Below are 13,252 nucleotides of genomic sequence, written 5' to 3'. Positions count from 1 at the left end.
TCAATACTTATTTAGGAGGTTTAGATGGTTTTTTTTGTCATCTTAGAGAATATTTTGTTCGATTTTCTTAACAACTAATTTCAATGAATCATTAAATTCACGAAAATCCTTCGCATGGTGTGCTCTCCTATGACAATTAGGGCAGAGTCCAATGACGTTAATAGGATGATCTGGTCCTCCATCAGCGAGCCTATGCAGGTGATGACATTCAATATATGGACCTTTTTTGGTATGGAAAGGAGATGGCATAGTACACCCTTCACAGAAGCCTTTTGACCTTCTACTAATATACAGCTTTAAAGCTTTTGCACGGTAATATGCTGATTGCCGCTTTTCTGATTTACTCGCTGATCTAGATGGCTTTTGAAGTGCTGCCTCCCTGAGCTCTTTAATAGACTTTTCTCTTAGGTCGCTTGGAGACCATTCCTTTTTAGAAACTGCTTTTCCAGGGATTTCGTTAAGAGATGAGTCAATATCTAGATGAAAAATTATGGCCATCCTGTCCTGGCCAAATTTATCTGGCCTAGTTTCTTCGTGGTAGCCTAAGCACTCTGCTTGCCCCAAGAACCTCACATATGCTTTTCTAGTGTACTCGAATGCATAAATGATTTTTCCGTCTTCTTTATGTTTTAATATTGCTCGATTACCACTTTTCATCTGCATATCCCCAACCTGTCCTTCGCCGGTATACCAAAATGTACCGTCAGGTCGATATTCATCCATGTAGCCGTTTTCTTCGCCCTCGGATGTAAAGATGAAAAGCAATCTATGATCTTTAGGGGTTGAAATTCCACCTTGAGCTTGCCCCTTGAACCGTTCATGGATTTCAGATTTTCGGTGATACTCTTTGCCTATCTCAAACATCAAACTTCTACATCTATATCAATAAGTTGTTCAAAAAATATTAGTTTAATTGTTCCCTCATATGGCTTGTTAGTTGTCACTCGAATTGAAGTACCATCCGATACTATGTTTAGGCCTACTGGAGAGCTTGTAATAAATGTGCAGATAGGATTATCGATTAAGTCATCCAGATTAACGATATATTCCGTTAAACCAGCATCAGTTACTGAACTACATCCCTCACTTTCAAGTATTGCGACGGTACCCGCAGTATCAAAGGTAATAAAGCCTCCAACTTGGTGAGCCCTGAAGCTTTCAGTCTGATCGACATAAACCTTATTTTCGTATAGATTAGGGGTGTCACCATAATAATTAGAGGTCCTGTTCAACTCACTGATAACAGATTGAGTGCTTAGCTGATTTATACCACTCATTGTGACTTGATATGAGACTGCTAATTCTGAAGCTGTCATTATGGATAAACCGATAATTGTTGAGAGTTTCGTGGGGTCAAGTTTCATAACAGGTAGCTCATCTATTTATTCAGCCTACTCAAAATAAGTACATCAACAAAGTAAGCCACTATTTGGCTGGTTCAGCTTAAAAAGCGTTCTCTACACTTTGTACAAGCTCCAGTATTTGTTAAGTAATTGCCGCATATTACACATTGGCCGTGCTCTTTTGATACGGTGAAGTTGTTTATCTCTTTCTTCGCTGCATCTAAAATACCAAGCTGACTCAATGCTAACTCGACGGCTCTGGAGGCCTCTGATACTGAACAACAAAATACTTCTCCAATAGGAGCAAGCTTATCGAGGCTCTCAGCTAGTATTTGATGAGTCTCTGACTCAACCTGTTCAGGGCGCTCAGTGTAATAAGCAGTGCTGAATTGCCACATACCTTTAGGCTGAATGTAATGTCTATAAAGACTAACTCGCTTCTCAAGAGAATTAATTTTTCTAGAGACTGACCCTTTTTCATTACCAGTAACTTTATTAATAAGTTTTTTGAGATCCCCCAGATACTTTTCAGCAAGCCTTACATCTCTCTCAATCGGAAGCCTATCGCCCCCGGGACATCCAACGCCACTTACTGCATGTTGAGGAACAAGCCCTTTGGAGTTGATGAAACGTCGACCTCCACAAACCTGACAAGTGACTTTTCTCCCCAGCCACATGTTATTGACATCCCTGAGTCGATCTAGAACATTTGTCGTGCTTAGAATTGTCATACCCACTTTTACACGCCGAGCTTTAGCGTTTTCAAAAATATATACAGCCCCGCGAGGATAACTTAATTCATGCATCCGTAGCATAACCGATGGTTGCTTTAGCTGGCCAATAAACAAACACAACCTTTCGAATAATAATGATGTTTATCTTTGAAATTAACCGTTTCTGTAGGGCCATGACTTGGAGTTCTTTCAATAACTGTACGAAAATGTTCAACCTAGAAAATGAGTGGTTCTTAAGATAATGATGTGAATAAACTTTTTTATATTCAAAGCAAACGATCGCTGATGGGCCGAAGAAGTGAATGTAGATTAGCTCTATCAACTTCACTATCTAACAACATTTTTCTTACCGCCTGCTCATAGTGAGACTTCGACTGAAAACACAATGCTCTGGAGACAGCTTCAAGTGCTGGTGTCTCTCGAACTGGATACCTAGAAATCAGCTTTGCGAGATCTTTTTCTAATATCAAGCTTTCGATATATTGGGCTTCTTCTTCATATATTTGTGCTGTTGAAAAGCCTATCTCAACGTTTCCAGATTTGATTTTTTGCCAGTTTGGCGCTTCAAATAGAAGCCGATCCCTAACCTTCCTCTCTACAATTCGTGCAGCCATTCTCTCTTTGTGTACGTCGATTGCTCCCACCGCTGCTTCAGTCAGGGCTTCCATTGTTGCGGCTGCATCTAAACCGTGTATTTCTGACACACGACTCAATACCCCCGATATAACAACTGGATGATAGTAAATCGATTCAACGGAATATTGTTCGATCGCTATGATTCCCTGAGCAGCAAGCATCTCACACTCATCCTGATCTCGGTTATCTCTATCGATTAAACCTATAGCGGTCAGCCAGTGCCCTCCTTCTGATAGGCATACCCCCTTCACTATCCGTTCAACATCTACACAACTACCTACGGGCTTAATTGATATTGAAGGAAATAAGATTTGATATATCTGCAAATCTAGGCTTGTTGGAGCCCCCTCAATAAATAATATTTTCTTTCTTGAGCCCAGAATTGCTTCAGCAATTTCCTCATCAATTTGATCAATGTCATGTAGGTAATCTATCTCCCAAAAGCGAGGATTGTGCCTGTAATTTCTTACTAAGAGTACCGATGCATTATCTTGATCTAAAGGTAAAAGGACATCATGAGTTGAAATTACGAATGCACAATCTGATCTATTTGCCAAGAGCGTGCTTATAAGTGGGGAAACAATTGATCTATGAAGGTGCCGCTCTGGCTCATCAAGCAAAATCAAGCTATCTTGTGGAGCTGTTAAGACACTTGCAATTATAAGTATTGCGTTTCTCTCACCATCTGAAAGCTCAGCTATACTATATTCAGGAACTCCATCCCTGGTAGCCATTAACTTTGTACCAGATGAAACTCGTATTTGAATCCCCAAGTTAGCTATTCTCAATATTTCATTAAGCTTTGAGAGTGGTGACTGGAGCATAGCTAGTCTTTCAACTCTCTCCATATCTCCAGCACGAGCAGCATTTGCTATCTCTCTTGCTTCAACATTTTCTGAGTCAATGAGATCAAATATTGTTATTTGTGACCGTGTGCTTGCGTTGTCATCCCTATAGCGTGCATCTTCTCTCTGCTCACTGGCGATCATGCTTCGTTCATGGTCATGCCTTCCCTGTGGGGTCAGGTCCATCGTGTTTGAATGAAACCACACTTGCCTGTGGGCAGTAATTCGACGGAATTTGCCTTGGTTAAGGGTCGCGAATCTATGCATCAGTGTTGACTTGCCAGTGCCGTTGGCACCAACCAAAAATGTCAGTTCACCAGAACTTATTGTCTTCGCTTCATGTTGTCCTTCAGCTACAGGGTAAGTCAAATTGAAGTCGCTCATACAAATCCTTTTAACGCTTTAAGAAATCTCATACAGATGATGAGAATGAAGACCTTTTCCATGAGAATCAATACTGCGTAATATTTTTGATGCGAGAATATAGCAGTCCTTATAGGCATCTCCGCTATTTTTTGTCTACATAGTGTCTACATGAGATAAAAACAAAAAAGCCTCAGCGCTAAAATTAGCGCTAAGGCTTTGATTTATATGGTGGGCCCACCAGGACTCGAACCTGGGACCAAGGGATTATGAGTCCCCTGCTCTAACCAACTGAGCTATAGGCCCGATTTTGTAATCAGCTATCTGAGTCGAGGAAGCTTCTCAGTTGATCCGAGCGTGATGGGTGACGCAGTTTACGTAACGCCTTGGCTTCGATCTGACGGATACGCTCACGGGTAACATCAAATTGTTTACCGACTTCTTCCAGTGTGTGGTCGGTATTCATATCAATACCAAACCGCATACGCAATACTTTGGCTTCTCGCTCGGTCAGACCGTTCAGAACGCCCTGAGTGGCTTCTCTGAGGCCTTCGATGATAGCGGAGTCTGCTGGTGACATCACGTTGATATCTTCAACGAAATCGCCCAGATGTGAATCTTCATCATCACCAATTGGTGTTTCCATCGAAATCGGTTCTTTGGAGATCTTCAGCACTTTACGGACTTTGTCTTCCGGCATTTCCACGCGTTCTGCCAGCTCATCAGGAGTTGGCTCACGTCCCATTTCCTGCAACATCTGACGGGCAACACGATTGAGTTTGTTGATAGTTTCAATCATGTGTACCGGAATACGAATAGTACGCGCCTGGTCGGCAATAGAACGGGTAATTGCCTGACGAATCCACCATGTTGCATAGGTAGAGAATTTGTAACCACGCTGATATTCAAACTTATCGACTGCTTTCATCAGACCGATATTGCCTTCCTGAATCAAATCGAGGAATTGCAGACCACGGTTAGTGTATTTTTTGGCAATAGAGATAACTAAACGCAAGTTGGCTTCGACCATTTCCTTCTTGGCACGACGCGCTTTGGCTTCAGCAATCGACATTTGACGGCTGATTTCTTTTATCTCTGAAATATCCAAGCCACGTTGTTCTGAAATTTCGGCCAATTTTGTTTGTGCCGCCAGAATTTCATCCAGATTTTTCTTAATGGTGGACGAATAATGTTTTTTGGCCCGAACAAATTTATCTGACCATTCGAGGTTGCTCTCATTACCCTGGAAGGCATCGATGAAATCACGGCGATTCATTCCTGCCTGCTGAACGACGATGTCCATGATAATTTTTTCTTGTTTACGTACTTCGGCAATGGTTTCTGCCATTAAATCGTTCAGGAAAATCAGCGTTTTTGGTGTTAACTTGAATTCCATGAACAGGTTACTGGCCTGTTCACGCGCTTCAATCATGGCATCGCCTTCGGCTACCAGGACATTATTGTAGGCTTCACGTAACGCGGTAAAACGGGCACGGGCTTCTTCCGGGTCAATTTCACCAGAATCATCTTCGTCATCGCTTACACCATCAACATCATCGTCGTCATCGCTATCACTGTCAGAGTCATCAGTATCTGTGCTGCTGGTCACATCATCGTCATCGTCATCCTCGGCAACGAGTTCTTCAGGAGCCACGAAACCACGAATCAGCTCATTCAGTCGCATTTCGCCCGCTTCTACAGCATCATAAAATTCAAGGAATGATGAAATAACGGGTGGATAGGTGGACAGCATTAACAGGCTTTCGCGCAAGCCAGCTTCAATGCGTTTTGCAATGACAATTTCACCTTCGCGGGTTAATAACTCAACAGAGCCCATTTCGCGCATGTACATGCGTACAGGGTCAGTAGTACGACCAAACTCTCCATCTGAACTTGCCAGAACGGCAGCCGCTTCATCATCAGAGACTTCATCATTTGATGAAACTGCCTCGGCAAGGCGCTCCATCTCATCGGTATCCATGCCATCTTCATGGACCATGATACCCAGATCACTAAACATACTGACGATGTCTTCGACCTGATCCGCATCGACCAAATCTTCTGGAAGGTGGTCATTGATCTCGCCGTAAGTGAGATAACCGCGCTCCTTTCCAAGGGCGATAAGTTCTTTAACGCGTGATTGCTGATCTTTCATTCGGCCTCTTTATGCATGGTGACGCTGTTTTTGGCGGTAACACTATATTATAGTGAAAGCACTTCGTTATTGCATCATTTTTGATTACAGAACACTTACTTAAAGGATTTTACTTCCATTTTTTCGGCCTCAGTTAATTGACTGAGCGGCTTACTCATCAGATAAGTTAAACGTTCATCTCTTGCTTGCTTGTTTAGACGACTCACAATCCCAATGAGTTCATGCTCCAGTTGTTCTGGCGACAAATTCAGCGGTTGCATTGCAAGTTTTTCCAGATATGGGGCTTGTTGAGTTTCTCGCCAACGCTCCAAAAGCTGTGCGGTTTTAAGATGGGGATGCTCACGCATGGTTTCAAGTAGCTGAATTAAAATCGCCAAACCTGGCATATCCAGCTGATGCAAATTATCTGTATCCGGAACAGCCTCATACAACTGTGGATGCTGTAACAGAATCATCACGGCCATACGCACAGGCGTCATATTGGCCATTGCATTTTGCTTGGCGTTTTTTGCTCGTGGTGGTGACGCAGGCTTTTCCAAGTGTTTGTTTAACGTGACAATATTGGTTTTAGCATGGTCTGCCAGCTGCTGCTCCAGCATATCGCGATACAAGCCTGCAGGGATATGTCTTAGATAGGGTTTGGCAATTTCAACCAGCCTGGCGCGGCCATCCATCGATTGACTATCCACCCGGGAAAGCAAGGTGGCAAAGAAAAATTCAGAATAACTTTGTGCCCGATCGACTAACTGATTAAAACCAGCGGCCCCCTGCTCCCTCACCATGGTATCGGGATCCTGCCCTTCAGGCAGAAACATAAATTTCAGCTCAAAATTGCCACCCAGTATTGGCATCGCATTTTCAGCCGCTCGCCAGGCGGCTTCTTTACCGGCACGATCGCCATCAAAACAAAAAACAATTTCCGGCGCGCTGCGCGTCAAAAGTCTTAAATGTTCGGATGTTGTCGCAGTACCTAATGTGGCCACCGCATTGTTAATACCAAACTGCGCCAGCGCGATCACATCCATATACCCTTCTACTATCAGGATCTTTTCCAATCGACGATTGGCTTTACGGGCCTGATACAAGCCATACAGTTCCTGGCCTTTATGAAAGATGGGCGTTTCGGGTGAGTTCAGATATTTTGGCGTGCCGTCGGCATCAATAACGCGACCACCGAAAGCGATAACGCGGCCCCGACGGTCACGGATAGGAAACATTAGTCGATCACGAAAACGATCGTAAGTACGCCCCTTGTCATTTTTAATCAGCATTCCGGCTTCGAACAGTTGATCCTGGGATTGCTGATTATTGCCAAAAGTGCGTAATACATTGTCCCAGCCGTCTGGTGCCATACCAATGTCAAAAGCGGCTACGGTTTCGGGACTGAGACCACGTTGTTGAATATAGTCCTGAAAGGGTTGGCGCTGCGGATGATTTTGCAGTTGATGAACGTAATAACGACTGACCTTATCCATCAGGTCATAAAGGTTTTGTCTGGCGGGGGTTAGTGCAGCTTGTTGTGTGACCGGGACTTGCATACCAACGGTATCGGCAAGCTCCTGAATGGCTTCCGGAAAGCTGAGTTGATCGTACTCCATCAAAAAGCCAATCGCCGTGCCGTGCGCACCACAGCCAAAACAGTGATAAAACTGTTTATCAGGACTGACTGTAAATGAGGGGGTTTTCTCGTTGTGAAAAGGACAACAGGCGTGCAGATTTTTACCGGCTTTTTTCAGCGGTACACGCGCATCGATAATATCAACGATATCGACTCGTGAGAGCAATTCGTCAATAAACTGTGGAGGGATTTGTCCGGCCATAAATCAATTATGGCCGAAGTCTGTCTTGAATGTTAACCACGTCTGAAAAAAGACCTGGTATGCTGGCTTAGGAACTGAGCGCGGCCTTGACTTGGCTGCTCACTGCGCCCATATCAGCACGTCCCTGAACTTTCGGACGCAACACATTCATCACCGCACCCATGTCTTTCTGGCTACTAGCGCCTGTCTCTTGAATTGCATCTGCGATAGCTGACTGCAATTCTGCTTCACTCAAAGCTGTTGGCAAAAATTCTTCAATAATAGCCAATTCAGCTTTTTCGATGACCGCCAGGTCATCACGGCCAGCTTGCTCAAACTGCGACAAGGCATCTTTGCGCTGCTTAGTCATTTTGGTCAGCACAACGATAATGTCATCGTCTGACATATCCTGGCGATTATCGACTTCAACTTGCTTGATGGCAGCGGTGATTTGGCGCAAGGTGCCAAGACGATCTCTGTCTTTGGCGCGCATTGCGTCTTTTACGCTATCTTGAATTCGAGCTTTGAGTGGACTGGCTTCTTGAGGCATTAGAATGAGATTCTAATCAGCAATTAGTACATGCGAACGCGGCTAGCGTTTTCACGAGACAGTTTCTTTTGGTGACGTTTAACAGCGGCAGCTGCAGCACGTTTACGAACAGTTGTTGGTTTTTCATAAGCTTCGCGAGCGCGAGCTTCAGCAACCGTACCGGCTTTTTCACAAGCACGTTTGAAACGACGTAAAGCTACGTCAAATGGTTCGTTTTCTTTAACCTTAACAGATGGCATTCAATACATTCCTAAACAGACAATTACGGAAAAGCCCTTAATTGTACGAGATCTATTTCGGAAAGAAAATACTAAATGCGAATTAGTTGGATGAGACCACCCCCAGCAAGGCATAATAATTGGCATTAATTTAATGCAGTCAGAATAAATTTATGCGTGTTTTAGGAATTGAATCATCTTGCGACGAAACCGGTATTGCACTTTATGATACTGAAAAAGGATTGTTAGCTCACGCACTTTTCAGTCAGATAGATATGCATGCCGAATATGGCGGTGTGGTGCCGGAACTGGCTTCCCGTGATCATATTCAGAAGGCGTTACCCTTAATGCAACAGGTTCTGGATGAAGCGGGTCTGCAACGTAAAGATATTGATGCAGTGGCTTATACCGCGGGTCCGGGTCTGGTAGGGGCTTTACTGGTGGGCGCGGCAATTGGCCGCAGTCTGGCCTGGGCGTTAAATATTCCAGCCTTGCCAATCAATCATATGGAAGGGCACCTTTTATCGCCGTTACTGGAAGCGAATCCACCGGCATTTCCATTTGTATCTTTATTAATTTCCGGCGGCCATACCTTACTGGTTGATGTTAAGGGCGTGGGGGAATATGAATTAATGGGCGAATCCATTGATGATGCGGTGGGTGAAGCGTTTGATAAAACCGCCAAAATGTTGGGGCTGGGTTATCCGGGCGGCCCGGCCTTAGCGGCTTTAGCGGAAAAAGGACAAGAGGGCGCCCATATCTTTCCCAGACCGATGACCAATCGTCCGGGTTTGGATTTCAGTTTCAGTGGTTTGAAAACATTTGCTTTAAACACCTGGCATAACAGTGATCAGAGTGAACAGGCCAAAGCCGATATTGCGCTGGCGTTTCAAACAGCGGCGGTGGAAACCCTGGTGATTAAATGTCGCCGTGCATTAAAACAAAGTGGTCATAAGCGTTTGGTCGTGGCCGGTGGCGTCAGTGCCAATAAATCTTTGCGCGCGGCTTTAGATGCATTACCGAAAGTGCAGGTTTATTACCCGCAATTACAATTCTGTAGCGATAACGGAGCGATGATTGCATTTGCCGGTGCTATGCGCCATCAGGCGATGCTACTTGAAACCGATGCTACGTTTAATGTGCGTTCGCGTTGGCCATTAGATGAGTTAACGCCGCCAGCTTCAGCCTGACTTCTTCTCTTCACCGGCCAGCAAACGCTGGATATTGCTACGATGCCGCCATAGCAACAATAAGGCAATGAACAGAATAACCGTACGTGCAAACACCGTATCAATAAGCCATAAGCTATAAACCGGTGTCATTGCCGCAGCGGCAATGGCGGATAAAGACGAAATCCGGCTAATGGCAAAAACCAGAATCCAAGTCAGTAACGCCGCTCCAGCCAACGCAGGTGACAACGCCAGAAATGCACCTAATGCTGTTGCGACACCTTTGCCACCTTTAAACTGGAAAAAGACAGGGTATAAGTGCCCAAGAAATGCAAAGAAAGCGATTAAAGCCAGGATATCAATATCAAAGCCTAACATTCGTCCGATTAATACCGGGATGACGCCCTTTAATACATCAATAAGCAGAACCAGTGCTGCGAGCTTTTTGCTGCCCATCCGCAACACATTGGTCGCGCCGGGATTGCCTGAGCCCTGAGTTCTGGGGTCAGGTAAACCTGAGACCTTGCAAAGCATGACAGCGCTCGATAATGAGCCTATAAGGTAGGCGCCGAGCAATGCAAGCAGCGCGATGGCAGTTAATTCAGGCATGTTATGATGCGACCTTTGAAAATGTAGCGGTATTATTCAGTACCATTACCACTTTTGCCAACATTGAAGCGACATCATGGATAAAATTTTTCTAAATGATTTGAAAATTGACACGATTATCGGCATCTATGATTGGGAGCGCGAAACACTACAAACATTGCGCTTTGATTTTGAAATGGATTGGGATATCCGTAAAGCCGCTGCATCAGATGATATAACCAATACATTGGATTATGGTGCGGTTGCCAATGTCGTTGTCGAGTTTGTCAGCAATAGTCGATATCTGTTAATTGAAAGCCTGGCTGAAGAGGTCGCGCAACTTTTACTCAAGACCTTTGCCATTCCGCGACTCAAACTCACCTTAACCAAACCTGTTCAATTGCATGGTAAAAACCAGGCACAAATTGTGATTGAGCGCTCCAGCGAATGAAACAGCGACAAGGTTATCTGCTTGGTTTAGGCAGCAACATAAATCCTCAGCAAAATACCGAAAAAATGGTCATTGCGCTGCTGCAAGAGTTTAAAGAACTAAAACTAAGCCGAGTATTAAAAATCCCGCCGGTGGGCATGAATAGTCATCGGGATTTCCTCAATGCCATCGTCTTCGTTGAAACCGATTTGTCCGAGATAGAATTAAAGCGCTTCTGCAATCAAATTGAAATTAGTTTAGGTCGGGATCGGGATGATCCGTTAAGCAAAACCAAAGATCGACCAGCCGATATCGATATTCTGAAAAAGCTGAGTTTGCCAGAAGAAGCTGATATCCCGGTCAGCAGTATTACTGATGAGTATTTTCTTTACCCCATTATTCGAGAGCTGCTCAGTTATCTAACTGACACTGCAGAAGTCACGCCTCCTGCAGGCGTTTTGATACAAACGTCTGACTTACGCTTTGGAGAGACGGCGACCACCATCTACCGGGATAGTCGCACCGGTAATAAAGGGGTTCTCTAGCAAGCTTTTTATGGCGAGATAAACTGGCTCGGCACCACCTTCACGAGCAAGCGGGGTTTCAGACAACATCTTCTGTCTAGCTTCCTGTGTATGTGACTCGGTGAATAAAACGGGTCCCGGAGCCACTGAATTCACCTTGATCTGCGGAGCAAGTTTTTTTGCCGACACCAGCGTCAGGTTATGCAATCCCGCTTTGGTTGTGCCATAAATATCAAAACGTGGGGTAGGGTTTTCAACATTGATATCGGTGATATGAATAATATCGGCCGGATCATTGCCTGGTCCCTTTAACAGCTTTGATAACGCCTGATTGATCAGAAACGGCGCTAACATATGTATGTTAAAAAAATGTTGATATTGCTCCGCAGCCTCAATCAAATCATCTGCTGTCGGTGTAAATGCTGAGGCATTATGCACAATGCCTCGATAAGCGGGACTGAATTGCTGCAGTTTGTCGATAAACCCCATAATGCTGGCAGTATCCTGCAAATCCGCCTGAACAGTCTGTATGCCTAATTGTTTTAGTTTTTGGACATCATCCGTTTCAGTACGGTAATGTGCCAATACCTCATAACCATCCTGCTTTAGCCTGGAAGCGATATGAAATCCGACTCGCTTTCCGGCACCTGTTACTAAAATGGGATTATTCACTGATATTACCGACTAAATGAAACATACCGCCAAGTTACCTGCACCTGACCCCATTGCGCAACAGCATAGCGATCAACTGTTGCAACTGATTTTTCAGACCATAGAAGACCGTAATGGTTGGCTGAGCTTTGCTGAATTTATGCAGATGGCTTTATACCAACCTGGACTCGGTTATTACAGCAGTGGATTAAGCAAGATCGGCGAAGCAGGGGATTTTATTACTGCTCCCGAAATAAGCCCGTTATTTTCACAGGCGCTGGGCATTCATATTGCTGATGTGCTCAGACAAATACCGGGGGCAGATTGCCTGGAATTTGGTGCTGGCAGTGGCCAGATGGCCGTGGATCTGTTGCTCTATCTGAGTGAGATCGACTGCCTGCCAAAACATTACTACATTATTGAAGCAAGTGCTCACTTACGTGAAGTACAGCGTCAAAAAATAAATAAAATTTTTGGTGTCCAGCAAAACCGGGTTGTCTGGCTGGATCAGCTTCCCAACAAGTTTACCGGCGTTATCGTTGCCAATGAAGTCTGTGACGCGATGCCGATACATCAGGTTCTGTTTGAAAAAGATCAGCTGCATGAGATCGGAGTAGGGCTCAAAAATGCAAAGCTTGATTGGCAGACACAACCCTTAACCAATACCCATTTAAAGTCTCGTTGTGAACAAATTCATCCTTTACTGGAACAATTCCCCTATCAGACTGAAATAGCGATGCAAGCAACTGCCTGGCTTGCAACTATTGCCGATATGCTTGAACAGGGTGGCATTTATATAATTGATTATGGTTATGAGGCCAGTGATTATTTTCATCCACTGCGTCATCAGGGCATGTTGCGCTGTCACTACCATCATCAGGCACATAATGATCCGCTGATTTTAGTGGGTTTACAGGATATCACTGCTCATGTTGATTTCACTGCGCTGGCTGAAACTGCTTATGAAAAAGGACTTCAGCTAGAAGGTTATCAAAGACAGAGTGATTTCCTGCTGGCAGGTGATATTCTTAATCTTAGTCAGGATAATGCAAATCCAGCCTTTCATCAGATGCAGCAGGCTGCAGCATTAAAACGCTTATTGTTGCCAGAACAGATGGGGGAATTGTTTAAAGTGCTCAGCATGGCAAAAAATATTGAAATGCTCCGTTCAAAATCCGCTGATCTGCGTTATCGGCTTTAGGGCTTATTGATTTATTCATAGCAGATGTCTTGTCCTGAAATAAGTT

14 protein-coding genes and 1 tRNA gene are annotated in these 13,252 nt (G+C 44.4%); 4 read left to right on the top strand and 11 right to left on the bottom strand.

All coding sequences use genetic code 11. From position 1 onward, the window contains the following. Window positions 1–42: 42 nt before the first annotated feature. The 9 genes from B2W60_RS09900 to rpsU form a co-directional block, all read right to left on the bottom strand. A complete protein-coding gene (locus B2W60_RS09900; RefSeq protein ID WP_292361007.1) occupies window positions 43–864 on the bottom strand; it encodes an HNH endonuclease signature motif containing protein in 822 nt (273 codons plus the stop codon). Then, entirely contained in the window at window positions 864–1,364 is a 501-nt protein-coding gene (locus B2W60_RS09895; RefSeq protein WP_292361009.1) for a hypothetical protein, read from the bottom strand. Before B2W60_RS09895 ends, B2W60_RS09900 begins: the two co-directional genes overlap by 1 nt. Before the next feature lie 74 nt (window positions 1,365–1,438). Next, window positions 1,439–2,149 (bottom strand): hypothetical protein, encoded by a 711-nt coding sequence (locus B2W60_RS09890; protein ID WP_292361011.1) that lies wholly within the window; start codon window positions 2,147–2,149, stop codon window positions 1,439–1,441. 194 nt (window positions 2,150–2,343) lie between these two features. Continuing rightward, the gene (locus tag B2W60_RS09885) at window positions 2,344–3,942 is read right to left on the bottom strand and encodes an AAA family ATPase (RefSeq protein ID WP_292361013.1); all 1,599 of its coding nucleotides are present in this window, start codon (window positions 3,940–3,942) and stop codon (window positions 2,344–2,346) included. 208 nt (window positions 3,943–4,150) lie between these two features. After that, window positions 4,151–4,227 (bottom strand) — tRNA-Ile (locus B2W60_RS09880). A 10-nt stretch (window positions 4,228–4,237) separates the two neighbouring features. Next, entirely contained in the window at window positions 4,238–6,076 is a 1,839-nt protein-coding gene (gene rpoD / locus B2W60_RS09875) for an RNA polymerase sigma factor RpoD (protein WP_292361014.1), read from the bottom strand. Between the two features lie 95 nt (window positions 6,077–6,171). Then, window positions 6,172–7,896, bottom strand: a complete 1,725-nt coding sequence (gene dnaG / locus B2W60_RS09870; protein WP_292361015.1) for a DNA primase — start codon at window positions 7,894–7,896, stop codon at window positions 6,172–6,174. A gap of 67 nt (window positions 7,897–7,963) precedes the next feature. Further along, a complete protein-coding gene (locus tag B2W60_RS09865) occupies window positions 7,964–8,425 on the bottom strand; it encodes a GatB/YqeY domain-containing protein (protein WP_292361016.1) in 462 nt (153 codons plus the stop codon). 23 nt (window positions 8,426–8,448) lie between these two features. Then, window positions 8,449–8,664 carry a 30S ribosomal protein S21 gene (gene rpsU / locus B2W60_RS09860; protein ID WP_014705573.1) on the bottom strand — a complete coding sequence of 72 codons (216 nt, stop codon included), beginning with the start codon at window positions 8,662–8,664 and terminating at the stop codon, window positions 8,449–8,451. 152 nt (window positions 8,665–8,816) lie between these two features. Between rpsU and tsaD the strand changes: the two genes are divergently transcribed. Beyond that, window positions 8,817–9,833 carry a tRNA (adenosine(37)-N6)-threonylcarbamoyltransferase complex transferase subunit TsaD gene (gene tsaD, locus B2W60_RS09855; protein ID WP_292361017.1) on the top strand — a complete coding sequence of 339 codons (1,017 nt, stop codon included), beginning with the start codon at window positions 8,817–8,819 and terminating at the stop codon, window positions 9,831–9,833. On the opposite strand, the gene plsY is transcribed toward tsaD, so the two are convergent. Continuing rightward, window positions 9,825–10,421 carry a glycerol-3-phosphate 1-O-acyltransferase PlsY gene (gene plsY / locus B2W60_RS09850; RefSeq protein ID WP_292361018.1) on the bottom strand — a complete coding sequence of 199 codons (597 nt, stop codon included), beginning with the start codon at window positions 10,419–10,421 and terminating at the stop codon, window positions 9,825–9,827. The two genes, tsaD and plsY, sit on opposite strands and share 9 nt — an antisense overlap. 76 nt (window positions 10,422–10,497) lie before the next feature. Here plsY and folB point away from each other — a divergent pair, with 76 nt between their 5' ends. Then, window positions 10,498–10,851, top strand: coding sequence for a dihydroneopterin aldolase (folB, locus tag B2W60_RS09845; protein ID WP_292361019.1), 354 nt, complete (start codon window positions 10,498–10,500; stop codon window positions 10,849–10,851). Next, complete coding sequence (gene folK / locus B2W60_RS09840; RefSeq protein ID WP_292361020.1) at window positions 10,848–11,375, top strand: 2-amino-4-hydroxy-6-hydroxymethyldihydropteridine diphosphokinase; 528 nt, start codon at window positions 10,848–10,850, stop codon at window positions 11,373–11,375. The genes folB and folK overlap by 4 nt, the downstream gene beginning before the upstream one ends. Here the strand turns inward: folK and B2W60_RS09835 are convergent. After that, complete coding sequence (locus B2W60_RS09835) at window positions 11,307–12,026, bottom strand: SDR family oxidoreductase (protein WP_292361021.1); 720 nt, start codon at window positions 12,024–12,026, stop codon at window positions 11,307–11,309. The two genes, folK and B2W60_RS09835, sit on opposite strands and share 69 nt — an antisense overlap. Window positions 12,027–12,042: 16 nt before the next feature. On the opposite strand from B2W60_RS09835, the gene B2W60_RS09830 reads away from it, so the two are divergent. Further along, on the top strand, window positions 12,043–13,206 hold the full coding sequence (locus tag B2W60_RS09830) for a class I SAM-dependent methyltransferase (RefSeq protein WP_292361022.1): 1,164 nt from the start codon (window positions 12,043–12,045) through the stop codon (window positions 13,204–13,206). Window positions 13,207–13,252 lie beyond the last annotated feature (46 nt).

The sequence above is a fragment of the Methylophaga sp. UBA2496 genome (genome assembly GCF_002341635.1).
Classification (GTDB): Bacteria; Pseudomonadota; Gammaproteobacteria; order Nitrosococcales; family Methylophagaceae; genus Methylophaga.
The sequence above is the reverse complement of the archived record's forward strand: the minus strand, read 5'-3'. Positions and strand labels throughout refer to the sequence as shown.

What these genes read in the sequence shown, in the direction of transcription:
- B2W60_RS09900 (WP_292361007.1), bottom strand. Translation starts at nt 864, where the DNA reads ATGTTTGAGATAGGCAAAGAGTATCACCGAAAATCTGAAATCCATGAA.
- B2W60_RS09895 (WP_292361009.1), bottom strand. Translation starts at nt 1,364, where the DNA reads ATGAAACTTGACCCCACGAAACTCTCAACAATTATCGGTTTATCCATA.
- B2W60_RS09890 (WP_292361011.1), bottom strand. Translation starts at nt 2,149, where the DNA reads ATGCATGAATTAAGTTATCCTCGCGGGGCTGTATATATTTTTGAAAAC.
- B2W60_RS09885 (WP_292361013.1), bottom strand. Translation starts at nt 3,942, where the DNA reads ATGAGCGACTTCAATTTGACTTACCCTGTAGCTGAAGGACAACATGAA.
- rpoD (WP_292361014.1), bottom strand. Translation starts at nt 6,076, where the DNA reads ATGAAAGATCAGCAATCACGCGTTAAAGAACTTATCGCCCTTGGAAAG.
- dnaG (WP_292361015.1), bottom strand. Translation starts at nt 7,896, where the DNA reads ATGGCCGGACAAATCCCTCCACAGTTTATTGACGAATTGCTCTCACGA.
- B2W60_RS09865 (WP_292361016.1), bottom strand. Translation starts at nt 8,425, where the DNA reads ATGCCTCAAGAAGCCAGTCCACTCAAAGCTCGAATTCAAGATAGCGTA.
- rpsU (WP_014705573.1), bottom strand. Translation starts at nt 8,664, where the DNA reads ATGCCATCTGTTAAGGTTAAAGAAAACGAACCATTTGACGTAGCTTTA.
- tsaD (WP_292361017.1), top strand. Translation starts at nt 8,817, where the DNA reads ATGCGTGTTTTAGGAATTGAATCATCTTGCGACGAAACCGGTATTGCA.
- plsY (WP_292361018.1), bottom strand. Translation starts at nt 10,421, where the DNA reads ATGCCTGAATTAACTGCCATCGCGCTGCTTGCATTGCTCGGCGCCTAC.
- folB (WP_292361019.1), top strand. Translation starts at nt 10,498, where the DNA reads ATGGATAAAATTTTTCTAAATGATTTGAAAATTGACACGATTATCGGC.
- folK (WP_292361020.1), top strand. Translation starts at nt 10,848, where the DNA reads ATGAAACAGCGACAAGGTTATCTGCTTGGTTTAGGCAGCAACATAAAT.
- B2W60_RS09830 (WP_292361022.1), top strand. Translation starts at nt 12,043, where the DNA reads ATGAAACATACCGCCAAGTTACCTGCACCTGACCCCATTGCGCAACAG.